The 12668-nt window shown below is 50.9% G+C and carries 16 protein-coding genes; 11 read left to right on the forward strand and 5 right to left on the reverse strand.

Going from position 1 to position 12668, the window contains the following annotated elements:
• Positions 1 to 16: 16 nt before the first annotated feature.
• From BN1969_RS15205 to BN1969_RS15215, 4 genes are read right to left on the reverse strand one after another with little or no spacing between them, the layout of a single operon-like run.
• A complete protein-coding gene (locus BN1969_RS15205; RefSeq protein ID WP_050625054.1) occupies positions 17 to 565 on the reverse strand; it encodes a TlpA family protein disulfide reductase in 549 nt (182 codons plus the stop codon).
• Entirely contained in the window at positions 565 to 1428 is an 864-nt protein-coding gene (locus tag BN1969_RS15210) for a 4Fe-4S binding protein (protein ID WP_082203623.1), read from the reverse strand. Before BN1969_RS15210 ends, BN1969_RS15205 begins: the two co-directional genes overlap by 1 nt.
• Complete coding sequence (locus tag BN1969_RS18935; RefSeq protein ID WP_413464665.1) at positions 1421 to 1537, reverse strand: CD1871A family CXXC motif-containing protein; 117 nt, start codon at positions 1535 to 1537, stop codon at positions 1421 to 1423. Before BN1969_RS18935 ends, BN1969_RS15210 begins: the two co-directional genes overlap by 8 nt.
• Before the next feature lie 21 nt (positions 1538 to 1558).
• Positions 1559 to 2269: a hypothetical protein gene (locus BN1969_RS15215; protein ID WP_050625056.1), complete on the reverse strand. Its 711-nt coding sequence runs from the start codon at positions 2267 to 2269 to the stop codon at positions 1559 to 1561.
• A 172-nt stretch (positions 2270 to 2441) separates the two neighbouring features.
• Between BN1969_RS15215 and BN1969_RS15220 the strand changes: the two genes are divergently transcribed.
• The 8 genes from BN1969_RS15220 to BN1969_RS18105 all read left to right on the forward strand — a co-directional run bounded on the left by BN1969_RS15220 (position 2442) and on the right by BN1969_RS18105 (position 8514).
• On the forward strand, positions 2442 to 3086 hold the full coding sequence (locus BN1969_RS15220; RefSeq protein WP_050625057.1) for a TetR/AcrR family transcriptional regulator: 645 nt from the start codon (positions 2442 to 2444) through the stop codon (positions 3084 to 3086).
• Entirely contained in the window at positions 3086 to 4147 is a 1062-nt protein-coding gene (rsgA, locus tag BN1969_RS15225) for a ribosome small subunit-dependent GTPase A (RefSeq protein ID WP_050625058.1), read from the forward strand. The genes BN1969_RS15220 and rsgA overlap by 1 nt, the downstream gene beginning before the upstream one ends.
• 16 nt (positions 4148 to 4163) lie before the next feature.
• Positions 4164 to 4811 (forward strand): GNAT family N-acetyltransferase, encoded by a 648-nt coding sequence (locus tag BN1969_RS15230; RefSeq protein WP_050625059.1) that lies wholly within the window; start codon positions 4164 to 4166, stop codon positions 4809 to 4811.
• A gap of 90 nt (positions 4812 to 4901) precedes the next feature.
• Positions 4902 to 5582 carry a response regulator transcription factor gene (locus tag BN1969_RS15235; RefSeq protein WP_050625060.1) on the forward strand — a complete coding sequence of 227 codons (681 nt, stop codon included), beginning with the start codon at positions 4902 to 4904 and terminating at the stop codon, positions 5580 to 5582.
• A complete protein-coding gene (locus BN1969_RS15240) occupies positions 5579 to 6712 on the forward strand; it encodes a sensor histidine kinase (RefSeq protein WP_050625061.1) in 1134 nt (377 codons plus the stop codon). The genes BN1969_RS15235 and BN1969_RS15240 overlap by 4 nt, the downstream gene beginning before the upstream one ends.
• Positions 6713 to 6838: 126 nt before the next feature.
• Positions 6839 to 7132, forward strand: coding sequence for a response regulator (locus tag BN1969_RS15245; RefSeq protein WP_147577118.1), 294 nt, complete (start codon positions 6839 to 6841; stop codon positions 7130 to 7132).
• Positions 7133 to 7596: 464 nt separating this feature from the next.
• Complete coding sequence (locus tag BN1969_RS15250) at positions 7597 to 7854, forward strand: hypothetical protein (protein ID WP_147577120.1); 258 nt, start codon at positions 7597 to 7599, stop codon at positions 7852 to 7854.
• 420 nt (positions 7855 to 8274) lie between these two features.
• Entirely contained in the window at positions 8275 to 8514 is a 240-nt protein-coding gene (locus BN1969_RS18105) for a site-specific integrase (protein WP_147577122.1), read from the forward strand.
• A 257-nt stretch (positions 8515 to 8771) separates the two neighbouring features.
• Here BN1969_RS18105 and BN1969_RS15265 read toward each other — a convergent pair whose 3' ends face one another.
• Entirely contained in the window at positions 8772 to 9446 is a 675-nt protein-coding gene (locus tag BN1969_RS15265; protein ID WP_050625066.1) for a GntR family transcriptional regulator, read from the reverse strand.
• A gap of 278 nt (positions 9447 to 9724) precedes the next feature.
• On the opposite strand from BN1969_RS15265, the gene BN1969_RS15270 reads away from it, so the two are divergent.
• From BN1969_RS15270 to BN1969_RS15280, 3 genes are read left to right on the forward strand one after another with little or no spacing between them, the layout of a single operon-like run.
• Positions 9725 to 10312, forward strand: a complete 588-nt coding sequence (locus BN1969_RS15270) for a TRAP transporter small permease (protein WP_050625067.1) — start codon at positions 9725 to 9727, stop codon at positions 10310 to 10312.
• Positions 10313 to 11602, forward strand: coding sequence for a TRAP transporter large permease (locus BN1969_RS15275; RefSeq protein ID WP_050625068.1), 1290 nt, complete (start codon positions 10313 to 10315; stop codon positions 11600 to 11602). It abuts the gene before it with no gap.
• A 21-nt stretch (positions 11603 to 11623) separates the two neighbouring features.
• Positions 11624 to 12664 (forward strand): TRAP transporter substrate-binding protein, encoded by a 1041-nt coding sequence (locus tag BN1969_RS15280; RefSeq protein WP_050625069.1) that lies wholly within the window; start codon positions 11624 to 11626, stop codon positions 12662 to 12664.
• Positions 12665 to 12668 lie beyond the last annotated feature (4 nt).

The raw sequence follows: 12668 nt of genomic DNA on the forward strand, positions 1-12668 counted from the left end.
TGCCCTTCGGCCTTTTTTATTCATCTGAGGCTGTGCTCAGTGCCAGCCGATCGTTCACCGTGTCGATCTGTTTTTTCACATTTCCGACAATAGGGGCGCCGATGATATTGCCCTCACCGTCCACGATGTAGGTGGTGGGATAGCTGAAGATCTCAGAGACAAAGTCCTTGTAGAACTCGCCTTCCGGGTCCGGGGAGATGTTCACATAGGTGACGCCCTTCTCCTTTAGAATGTTTTGGGCGGTCTCCAGCTGCTCCTCTCCCTCGCCGGAGTCGGTGCCTACGCCGATGAGATTGATGTTCCGCTCCTGAAGCTGGTGATACAGCTCCTCCAGCTCCGGCATCTCCTCAATGCAGGTGCCGCAGCCGTTGTTCCAGAAGTTGACGATGGTGGCGTCGTAGTCTGCGAAGATGTCGCTGCTCACCGGGTTCCCTTCGGTGTCCGCCTCTGAGAACTCCGGGAAGGGCGTTTTGGATACCAGGGAGCTGTCCTCCCCGGTGGAACAGCCGGCCAGCGCAGCCAGCAGCAGGACCGATGCCAACAGCAGAGAAGATCCTTTTTTCATTATATAGTCTCCTTCTTGTTCGTTTGTTTTTTCAGAGAAAAGGTCTTGGTGATGGCCTGATGGGGGCAGGCGGCCACGCAGTCCCCGCAGCGGATGCACTCGGCGTGGTTGGGTGTGCGGAATACGTCCACATCCATCTGACACACCCGGCTGCACGCACCGCAGGAGGTACATTTGCTTTGATCTACCTCCAGCCGATAGACCGAGACCTTGTTGCACAGGCCGTAAAAGGCCCCCAGAGGGCACAGCCATTTACAGAAGGGCCGGTAGAAGAACACCGACAGCACCACGACGCCCAGCAGGATACAGCTCTTCCAGGTGAAGAGCCAGCCCAGACTGGCCCGGATGCCGGTGTCGGCCAGGGACAGAGGGATTCCGCCCTCCAAGATCCCGGCGGGACAGAGGTATTTGCAGAAAAAGGGGTCCCCCATTCCCACCTCGTTCACCACCGTCATAGGCAGGACAATGACAAAGAGGACCAGGATCACATATTTCAAATAGGTAAGGATATGGAACCGCTTTGTGCTGAATTTTTTTGCAGGGATCTTGTGGAGCAGCTCCTGAAACCAGCCGAAGGGACATAGAAAGCCGCATACCACCCGGCCCAGCAGGACGCCGATGAACAGCAGAAAACCCACTACATAGTAGGCAAAATGGAATTTGGAGGAGCCGATCACGGCCTGGACCGCCCCGATGGGACAGGAGGCCGCCGCAGCCGGACAGGAGTAGCAGTTCAGTCCAGGGACGCAGACCCCCTTCAGCTTTCCACGAGAGATATTCCCCTGAAAGAAGTTCAGAAAGAAGGGGTTGGTGGCCAGCGTCGCTCCCAGCTGGATCTTCCAGCGATGTCTGTTCTTAGCCAATGCCCACACACTCCATGCACAGATTGATCCCCTTGGAGAGGACGGTTCCCCCCTCGCCCCGCCACAGACCGAGGCCCATCATCAGCAGGGCCGCCAGCAGGCAGAGCATGGTCATCTTTCTCATGCCGGCTCAACCCATAGGGCTCATGGCAGATGCTCCGCTGCTGTCCGGATCGGAGTTTGCGCTGTCGGCCTGCCCGCTGACCTTGGCAAAGGCCGCCGCGTCCTCGGGCAGTTCTTCGGCATCCAGCACCAGTGCCCAGGCGGACAGGAAGGAACCGTTCACATACCAGGAGGCCGTGTTTGGCACATCCTTGTCCTCCACCATGCCGCTGTTGTTCCCCAGCGCCTCCTTGAGAGAGTCGTTATAGAGGATCACCGGGAAGGGGGCGTCGGCAAACTGTCCGCGCTCATCCTCACCCTTGAGGCAGAGCACCATCCCGGCTCCCGCCTCCTGCACACCGTCCCACGCCGCCGTCATTGCGTCATAAAATGCGCCTGCATCCTCACTGGCCGGATCTACAAAGGCAAACAGGAGCACATGCCCCAGATCCTCCTGAGTAAAGGGCTCACCGGACAGGGTCGTTGTAGTAAACTCTCCCACCCGGTTGATCTCGATTTTATCCACGGCGGGTACCGTGCGCGCTTCCCAATAGTCATCCACCCACGCCTGGTCCACCCAGCCCTTGTCCTGAGCGTCCTCTACGGTGAGTGTCCCGGCCTCGATGGCCTGCTCCACTTCCTCCAGGCTGGGCGCCTTTTCGCCGCAGGCAGCCAGGGAGAGGGTTAGCAGTGCGGCCAGCCCCAGAGCCGCCGCCCGTTTCTTCGTCCAAAATTTCATCCATAAAACCTCCTTGTTCTGATGGAACAGGAGGGAGTATATCAAATACGGTGTAAATTTTTCATCAAGGCAGCCTATTGCGGGAATATACTGATATCCCCTTGACAAGTAAACGTCTGTTCACTATACTGCTTAAGTGAACAGACGTTTACTTATTGGGAGGGTCATGGTAATGAATACGAAGGAGAAAATATTGGTGACTGCCTTACGGCTCTTTGCCGTTTATGGATATGAGGCGGTATCTGTCAGCCGGATCGCTGGAGAATTAGGCATAACGAAGGGCGCCTTATATAAGCACTACAAAAACAAGAGAGACATTTTTAATTGTATCTTTGAATATGTCTGTCAGTTGGACGTGGAGCGTTCTCGAAAAAGCGGCGTTCCGGAACAGGACTACTCAGATATGCCGGAAGCTTTTTCTCATGTACTGCCAAAAAGTTTAGGCGATTATATGAAAGCGCAATTCCACTACTGGAGCGAAGATGAAATTGCTTGCAACTTTCGTAAAATGCTGACGCTTGAACAATACAAGTCTTCAGAAATGAGCGCTTTATATCAAAAAGTTCTTGTCAGCGGACCATTGGAGTATACTGAGCGTTTGCTTTGTGAAATGTCAAAGAGACAAAAGAAACAGCTTCCCTCCCCTCATGCGTTGGCGATCGAGTTTTATTCTCCCTTTTATTTGTTGCTCAGCATGTCCGATGGAGTAGAGCGTAAAGAAACAAAAGAGGAAATCGCCAAAAGCTATGAGTGTTATATTGACGATTTTCTTCAAAGACATTTTTCCCAAAAACTGAAAGAAGAAAGGAAATTATAGTGGAGCATTTCGTTCTCATAAAAAAATATGGATTTTCCGAAGTATTTTTAAGTCAAATTTCGCAAGAGAATCATTTAGAACCAGCTCGCGTTCTTTCACAGGAGAAAGGGTTTTATCGAATTATAACGGACAAAGGAGAAAAGTTGGCAGAGGTGTCAGGAAAGTTCCGATTTCAAGCTGCAGTTTCTTCCGACTATCCGGCTGTTGGAGACTTTGTACTGGTAAATTGGAACAGATCCGGCAGCAGCGCCATCATTGAATCGGTTCTGCCCCGAAAAGGCGCTTTTGTCCGAAAAGCAGCCGGGGAACCACAACAGGAGCAGATCGTTGCTGCGAACATTGACACTGTATTTCTGTGCATGGCATTGAACCATGATTTTAATCTGAGACGGTTGGAACGATATATTTCGATCGCGTGGGACAGCGGCGCCATGCCGGTCATTATCCTGACAAAATCGGATCTATGTGATGATTTGGAAAACAAACTTTCAGAAGTATCTTCGGTTGCTTTTGGAATAGATGTTCTGGTCACGACTTCAACAGAAGAAAATGGATACAAGGAACTTCTTCCATTGATTTCGGAGGGAAAAACGATTGCTTTTATCGGCTCTTCCGGCGTGGGGAAATCCACCCTGATCAATCGTCTATTGGGGAAAGAACGGCTGAAAACAAATGGGCTTCGCAATGACGATAAGGGCAGGCACACCACGACTCGCAGAGAATTGTTCCTCCTCCCCTCTGGCGGCATGGTAATCGATACCCCGGGCATGCGTGAATTGGGAATGTGGGACAATGATGACGGAATTGAGAGAACCTTTAGGGACATTGAGGAGCTTGCTTCTCAGTGTAAATTCCGCAACTGTACTCACACAAACGAGCCCGGATGTGCTATTCAGAAAGCACTGGAAATGGGAAAATTGGACATGGACCGCTGGCAATCTTATCGGAAGTTAAAGGCTGAAAATGATTATATGGAAGATAAAGAGAGCTACATGATTGCAAAGGGAAGACGGGAAAAAGAAATTTCAAAGCTGATTAAAAAAATGCCAATCAGAGTGTAAAAGGAGGTACTGCTTTATGGAAGAAAATATTGTTATTAGAAATGAAAAGAAAGAAGATTGGGAAACTGTAGAGAAAATCACAAGACAAGCCTTCTATAATCTTTATGTGCCGGGGTGTGTGGAACACTATTTGGTCCACATCATGCGGGAACATGAGGATTTTATTCCGGAACTGGATTTTGTATTGGAACTGGCCGGACAGGTGATCGGCAATATCATTTATACAAAAGCAAAATTGATCGATGAAAATGGAACTGAAAAAGAAATTTTAACATTTGGTCCAGTTAGTATCCATCCAGGTTATCAGAGAATGGGGTATGGAAAAATGCTTATGGAGCATTCATTCCAATCAGCCATACAGTTAGGATATGATACGATTGTTATCTTTGGAAGTCCTGTCAACTATGTCAGCCGTGGATTCAAAAGCTGCAAAAAATATAATGTCTGTATCGAAAGTGGGAAATACCCTGCTGCGATGATGGTCAAAGAACTGCGTCCTCATGCACTGGATGGTCATAAATGGGTCTATCAGGATAGTCCTGTTATGGCAATCAGTGAGGAAGATGCGGAACGCTATGATGCTGCATTGGAGCCTATGGAAAAGAAGCACCTTCCAAGCCAAGAAGAATTTTATATTATGAGTCGTTCCTTTGTGGAGGGATGATGAGCCGTGTCCAAGAACCGCTCATTTGCCCTTGATGAAAAATTTACAGTTTTCTGTTATCATGGTATATCATGCGGAGGAGGGCTGATGATGCGTATTCTGGTGGTCGAGGACGAAAAGCTGCTGTGCGATGGTATTGCGGAGGATCTGGAACTTGAAAAATACACGGTGGAACGGTGCTATGACGGCGCGGAAGCCTATGACCTGCTTCTGAGCGAGTCCTTCGACCTGCTGATCCTGGACCTGAATCTGCCCGGCATGGACGGGCTGGACCTGCTGCGGGCCGTTCGCGCGGAGCAGCCAGAGCTGCGGGTGCTGATCCTGTCGGCCAGAGCGGAGTTATCCGACCGGGTGGCGGGGCTGGATCTGGGGGCAGACGACTATCTCACCAAGCCCTTTGCCCTGGAGGAACTGGAGGCCAGAGTTCGCAGCCTGCTGCGCCGGGAGTTTGTCTCCCGAAATACGGTACTTACTGTGGGTAGTCTGACGCTGGACACGTCCTCCCGCGCCATCTCCGCTGGCGGGAAAGCGCTGGAACTGACGCCCAGAGAGTTCGCCATTCTGGAGCACCTGATGCTCCACCGGGACCGCTGGGTCAATCAGGAGGAGCTGATGGAGCATGTACTGGAGTCGGACGCCAACCCCTTCAGCAATGTCGTTCGGATGCACATCTCCTCCCTGCGGAAAAAGTTACGGGATGCTCTGGGTGATGACCCCATCCAAACGAAGGTCGGTCAGGGGTATCGCCTGATGGAAAAGGAGACGCTATGAAACCCTTTCGTTCTCTGCGGCTGCGTATCACCCTCTTGTGTGCCCTGCTGCTGACGCTGTGCTGTGCCGCCCTGGCCGTTACCAGCAATCTGTCTGCCATCCATCTGACAGACACCATCGCCGCCGCTCCCCTCTCACCCGCCCTTGATCCGGAGGCGGCCGCGAAAGGGACTATGCCTCTCCTTACCACACAGGCAGCTCCAGTGGTCCAACAGGCCCAGCAGCTATTTCAGATCCAGAGTATTCTGGCCTCTACCGTAATCCTGGCGACGGGACTTCTATTGATCTACCTGCTGGTGGGCCGGGCTCTTGCGCCGCTGAAAGACCTGAATGACCAGATCCTGGGCCGGACCGCCAAGGATCTGGATCAGCCCCTTTCCATCCCGGATCGAGGGGATGAGGTAACACAACTGGCACATTCCTTTGATGACCTGTCTCAGCGGCTGAGCCGGGCTTTTTTGATGCAGCGCAGCTTCTCCCAAAATGCTGCCCACGAATTTCGTACCCCGCTGGCCGTCCTCAAGACCCGGATCGGTCTGTTTCGTAAGAAACAAGATTTTGCGCCGCAGACCACAGAGGCATTCCTCAGTATTATGGAGAGCGAGGTGGATCGACTCTCCGGCATGGTGGACAGCCTTCTGAAGTTGACCAATCTGGAACAGGTGCCCCGCAGCGACCGGATTAAATTGGGAGAACTGCTCCACCAAGCTGCCGAGGATGTTTCCCCTCTGGCCTCCAAAAAGGGCATCGCCATTTTGGTGGAAGCCTCCCCTGGCACGATCACCGGCAGCAGAGAGCTGCTCCGCCGGGCACTGTTCAATCTGGTGGAAAATGCGGTCAAATACGGGCCGGATGGCGGACAGACACGGCTCTGTGCGGAGTTGAATGGAGCCGATATTGTCATCACCGTGGCCAATCAGGGACCTTGTATCCCACCGGAGTTACGGGAGCGGATCTTCGAGCCCTTCTTTCGGGCGGATACCGCCCGCTCCCGGGAACTGGGGGGTGTCGGCCTGGGGCTGGCCCTGGTCCGGGCCATTGCAGAAATCCACGGCGGCAGCGTATGGGTGGAGGAAAATCAGGCTGGCTGGAATCGATTTTTGGTCCGGCTTCCGGCAGTATGTTCATGAGGGAGAACCATCAGGCCACCGCAAGGCGTGCTATGCTATAGACAATTTGAATAACTTTCATTTGTTTTTCGCTATTTTGCTCCGCTTGATTTGTTTTCCGCCACGCTTTAACTGCAATACTTTCATGTGTTCCGAGCGTGTCTATGGCAATTTCTGTGGTCAGAAAACGGCGTGGAGCTGGCCCGTTTCCTGCGGGAACGTAAGGTCAACGCCTCCATTATTTACATTACGGATTATCCCGGTTTCGCGCTGGACAGCTTCTCTGTCTCCCCACTAGAATATCCGCTCAAGCCGGTGGACGAGTGGCGGCTGGCCGCCGCTCTGGACTGGGACCGACAGCAAAAGCGCCCGGTGCTGCGTGTGGGTGGCCGTGCTATTTCCTCTGGACGAGATCACCTGTCTGAATACCTCGGGCCGTAAGGCTGCCATACAAACCAGTAGGCAGATTGAGCACGCCGTCTCTCTTCAAATTGAAAGAGGAATTCCAGAATCAGGACTTCTGCCTAAGCCATTTCAGCTGTCTGGTTAATCTGTCCCATGTGACACGGGTGGAGTGGGATACCCTGACCCCGGGAACACAGGCGAATCCATTCCCGCCAGCCGCCGTATTCTCCCGACTTTATGGCCCGCTATGTGGAATCTCTGAAATAAGAACTCCGCCGTTCCCTGAAACTGGGACGGCGGAGTTCTTTTATGCTCGTGTTTCAGGGAACAGCAGAGCGGTGCTGGCGGAAAAGACATCCTCTTCGGCCTCCAGTACTTCCGGGTGGTGGCCCGGTATCCCCGCCCATGTGAAAGCCTGGGTGGAGGCACTTGTAAGTCTATGGCAAGGAATGCCGAATATGACACTGTGAACGAGTTATCAGGGCAACAATGATTTCTCCGTGACACTGGATCTGGCGGTGCGCCGGAACAAAGATGTGATGCTGATCCATACCATGAGCATCGATGAAGACGGCACGACTGTCGAAGTTACGTTCCAGTACAACAAAATGAGGGGGACAGCCAGCGGCAACCTGATCGTTATACTGCTAGACATCAACGGTCAGCCTCTGGAAAAGCAACAGAGCTGTACGAAGCAGGATGGCTTGCTAGACCTTTCCAACGAGAGGAGTGCCACACAGTCCTTTACCTTTATGTAAAAGGGCCTATGCCTCGGCCACCAAGACCTATACGACGACCGGCGCAGGGCTGACCAGCGGCATCCCGGGAATCGAGGCTAAGGACCCTAAAAACGCGAAGATCACTTTTGATGGCAAGTCCTATGAAGTGGCTGCTCGCTCCACGCACTCTCTGCCTTATGGTACTACCAAGTGGGAAATCATTGTCCAAAACAGCTTGAATACCGAAACCTACAAGCTGATACTAAACAATGTGGACGTCCTCCCCTCCAGCGGCGGCGGCAGTTCCAGTGTCAGCCACGCCATTGACTCGTCTGAGGATACGGAGCATAGCACTAAACTCGACGGGGCACAGCAATTCTAAAGCCCAATTACCTCCCAAAGCAGATTCTGAATGGGGAACAGCTGGGCACCTTTCTGGAGGCCATTGAGCAGGACGAGGTGTGGCGGGACTTTTTCACCGAGCTGACCACCGGCCTGCGCGGGGGTGTGATCTGCACCCTCCAGTGGGATAACTTGAATCCGAAAACCGGGGAGCTCCAAGTGGAGCGGCAGGTCCATCGAGTCCGGGGTGAGCTGATGGCCTCTCCACCCAAAACCAAGGCATGGCGGACGGCTGTGCTCCTCCATTGCCAGCGGAAAGCGCATGGCTCCGGCGGGACAGTCCCGCCGGAGCCATGATTTTTTCTGTCTGTGACTTGTTCTGGGGGCAAATCTGTGGCAGAAGCAGTTTGAAAAGAATCAACCCATACAAAATCTACGACACTGAAGCATAGAAGTGAACATTAAACGCTTTGCAAATTATCAATATCTCTTGTATCTACTCCTGACTGATTCATGATATTCTTTGGCTCCGATTCTGAAATTTGTCAAAAGCAGAGATATTGGATGTAACACACCACACCCAATAAATCACAATTCTCAGTCTACAACGGACATTAAGCATTCAATTGAAGGACATAATCGGTGGCATCAGCAATCCCATAGCCATTATGTTCCTCAATTGCTTGACGGGTATATTCAAAATCTTGATTTCGAATACCTAATACAATGCGATTGTGTACAAGCTTGGACTTTTCAGCGCGAAAGCTGTCTATCTCGTCGGTTTTCCCATGATGAATGATGTTTGCCAGCAAAACCCGCTGTCCATGATTTTGCAAATAGATATCGTATAGCCTCTGATTTTCGGCGAGCTCCATCATGTAACGCTTGAACTCTTCATCCTTTTCCATAGGAAAAACCTCACTAGCCTTTTTCTCTAAGATATTAAGCTCTTCCTCCAGCCTAGGTGAGGGGTTTTCCCTAAGGCGGCAAATAATTCTAGCGGCAGCCTCCGTCTCGATCATTCCTGAAATACTGAAGATTTCGTCAATATCTTTGAGCGTCGGCGCAAACACATAAAAACCACGGGAGGATGTGTTGGTCAACAATCCCTCTTTTGTAAGGCGGCGCATCGCATCCCGAATCGGTGTCCGGCTGATTTGAAAAATTGTTGCCAGCTGGGAATCTACTAATCGCTGACCAGGTGCAAACTCTCGGCTGATGATTCTCTTTTTGATTTCTTCATAGGCCAAGTCGTTCAGGTTGACACTCTCCAAAATCACTGAGTCCATTTGACCGCCTCATTTCGTATACAAAATACTTTTTTAATTATATCTATTTTTATGTGGAAATGCAAGCTTATTTTCCAAATTGATTAAGTTGATTTGTCTTCTCATTTCTATTTTTACATTTCCCCCAAATTTAAACGCCTATAATTGGGGGTTTCTATAAATATTTTTTATTTGCTTTTTAAATCTTGACTTTTTCAGATTTGTATTTTATATATTGTATACGAAGTACAAAATCACAGCATGAATTGAGGCGCCATTTCTATTTGAGGAGGATAATCATGAAACAAAACCCATTAAAGCGTGTCATCGCATGGCTAGACCTTCATCTGGAAGAAACTATCCTGATCATCACAGGCAGCCTGATCGGCATCGTCATTATGATGCAAATCATCATGCGCTACGTCTTTCGCCACGCCTTGCCTTGGCCAGAAGAGTTCTGTCGGTTCTGCTACATCTACTTTTGTTTCATAAGCCCGGGATACGCGGTGCGAAATCGCTGTCTGTTAAATATCACTCTATTGCAGGACCATCTCCCCCGCGTTCTCCGTATGGCGTTGGATATCCTCATTCAAGTATCCATGCTGATCGTGTTTATCATATTCTTTGGGGGCAGCATCGATTGTGTGAAAGCCACCATCATTTCCGGCCAGCGTTCCCCCGCACTGCAGATCCCCATGACTATCCCTTATCTGGCCACATCCATTGGCTTTTTCCTCGCAATCATCCGTTCTGTCCAGTCCTCCTTCCAGTCAATCAAGCTTCTACTCACCGGTGGAGACATTAAGGTCGATGCCATGACGGCGGTGGAGGAGGAGTTGGATGAGGCTTCTCAGCAGCTGTTCCGAAATCAAAAAGGGGGTAATTAAATGGCTGGTTTAGTATTTTTAATCTTTTTTGTTTTACTGGCATTGGGGTATCCCATTATTATGTGCATGATTGGCGGCGCAATCACTCCACTGGCTATGGATGCAGTTGGGGCCACCAGTATAGCAGCTTTGATCCGCGGCGCATTCAGTGGTGCAAACTCTCCCAATATTCTCTGTTTGCCTCTCTTTATTTTTGCAGGCGTTCTCATGGCAGAGGGCGGCATTTCTAAAAAGCTGTTTGATGTATTTGCATACTTTGTGGGCAATAAAACCGGTGGAATGCCCTGTGCCGTCATTATCACCTGCTTGTTCTACGGCGCGATCTCCAGCTCTGGCGCTGCCACTGCCGCTGCAATCGGTGCCATGACTATCCCACTGCTCATTGAATTGGGCTATGACGCCAAATTCGCTGCTGCTACTGTGGCGGTATCCGGTGGTTTAGGTGTCATCATCCCTCCCAGCGGCCCCTTTATGATGTATGGCATGGCTACCGAGACCTCCATCGGTGCACTGTTTATGGCCGGCATTCTGCCCGGCATCCTAGTTGCTTGTCTGCTGATGTTCTATGCCGTCACATACTGTAAAATCCATGGCGAGGACAAGGCAAAGATTCAATCCAACTATCAAAAAATTGCCGCTGCCGGCTTTCTGCCCCTGTTCAAGGACAGTTTTTGGGCTCTGCTCTCCCCTGTTATAATCCTGGGCGGAATTTATGCCGGCATTGTTACTCCTACCGAAGCCGCTGCTGTATCGGTGTTCTATGCGCTCTTTGTCAGCCTGTTTATCTACAAAACAGTCTCCTTCCAAAAGCTCCCTGAATTACTGCGCTCTGCCGTCAAATCTGCGGCCCCTATTTGTTTCCTGCTGGCCTTTGCTACTGCTTTCGGCCGCACACTATCCCTGATTCATGCCGCTGATATCGTACAAAATGCCATCATGACCATCGCCACTGACAAGATCTCTTTCCTGATTGTAGTTATCATCGCTTTCTTCCTGCTGGGCATGGTGATGGATACCGGCCCTGCCCTTATCATCCTCGGTCCCATTCTTTGTCCCATTGCAGAGAGTTATGGCATTGACCCCGTCCATCTGGGTGTTCTGATGGTCTGCAACCTGGCTGTAGGTCTGGTCACTCCTCCCTTTGGCCTGAACCTGTTTGTCACTAGTTCTATCTCTGGCGAACAGCCCATGACTATCGGCAAGTCCGCCATCCCCTACATAGGTGTATTTGTCATCGCACTGTTCATTATTGCCTTTGTGCCGCAGTTCAGCATGTTGCTGGTCAAATAAATTTTAGGAGGAAAAATAATTATGAAAAAGTTTCTCGCTTTGGCACTCAGCTTTGCTCTGACTCTGCCCCTGGCCGCCTGCGGCGGCAATCCCGGTAATGCTTCTGCTCCTCCGTCTGGTTCCTCTAATACTCAAGACAGCATTCAGATTTCCTATGCACATATGGGGGCTGAAAGCTCCATGGTAGGGGCATGGGGTATCCTGTTCAAAGAGAAGGTAGAGGCTGCTTCTGATGGCAAGATCACTGTAAATATCTTCTCGAATGGCGAGATGGGCTCCGATGTTGAGGCCATTGAATCCGTTCTGGATAATACTATTCAGATCGCTGCCATGCAGCCTTCTCCCTGTGTCGCTTTTGTCCCCGAGTTGGGTGTTTTTGATCTGCCCTGTGCCTTCTCCACCTCCACTGCCGAGGAGATCAACGAGGTGCTGAACCAGAGCGATTTCAAGACAAAGCTGGACGGTTACTTCGCCAATGCCGGCCTGAAATGCCTCGGCTTTACCCAAGGTGCCTCTTTTCGTCAGTTCTCTTCTAATAAAAAGCTGACTTCCATCGAAGACTTCAAAGGACTGAACATGCGGGTTATGGACAACCAATACCAGATCAAATTCTGGAGTGATATGGGCTGCAACACGACTCCTGTCCCTGGCAGCGAACTGTATATGTCTCTCCAGAACGGGCTGGTAGACTCCCAGGAGAACGCCTTGGACACCGTTGTTGTGGGCGGAATGCACGAAGTTCAGGACTACATCACCCTAACTAACCACACTCTGTACACCAATATGATGGTCATGAGTGAGAGCTACTTCAACAGCCTTCCTGCCGCCTATCAGGAGATCATTGAAAACGCCGTCGCTGAAACAACTGTTGAGATGATCCCTGTCTATCAGGAGGCTGATCAGACCGCTTATGATACACTGATCGAAAGCGGCATGGAGATCAACGAACTGAGTGCTGAGGATATGGCTGCCATGCGTGAGATCGCTCAGCCCGTCTATGATATGGTACGCAGCGAGATCGGAGACGAGGCTGTGGATGCCTTGGTTTCTGTCATCCAGTAAATGG

Source organism: Clostridium phoceensis (genome assembly GCF_001244495.1).
GTDB classification, from domain to species: Bacteria; Bacillota; Clostridia; order Oscillospirales; family Oscillospiraceae; genus Lawsonibacter; species Lawsonibacter asaccharolyticus.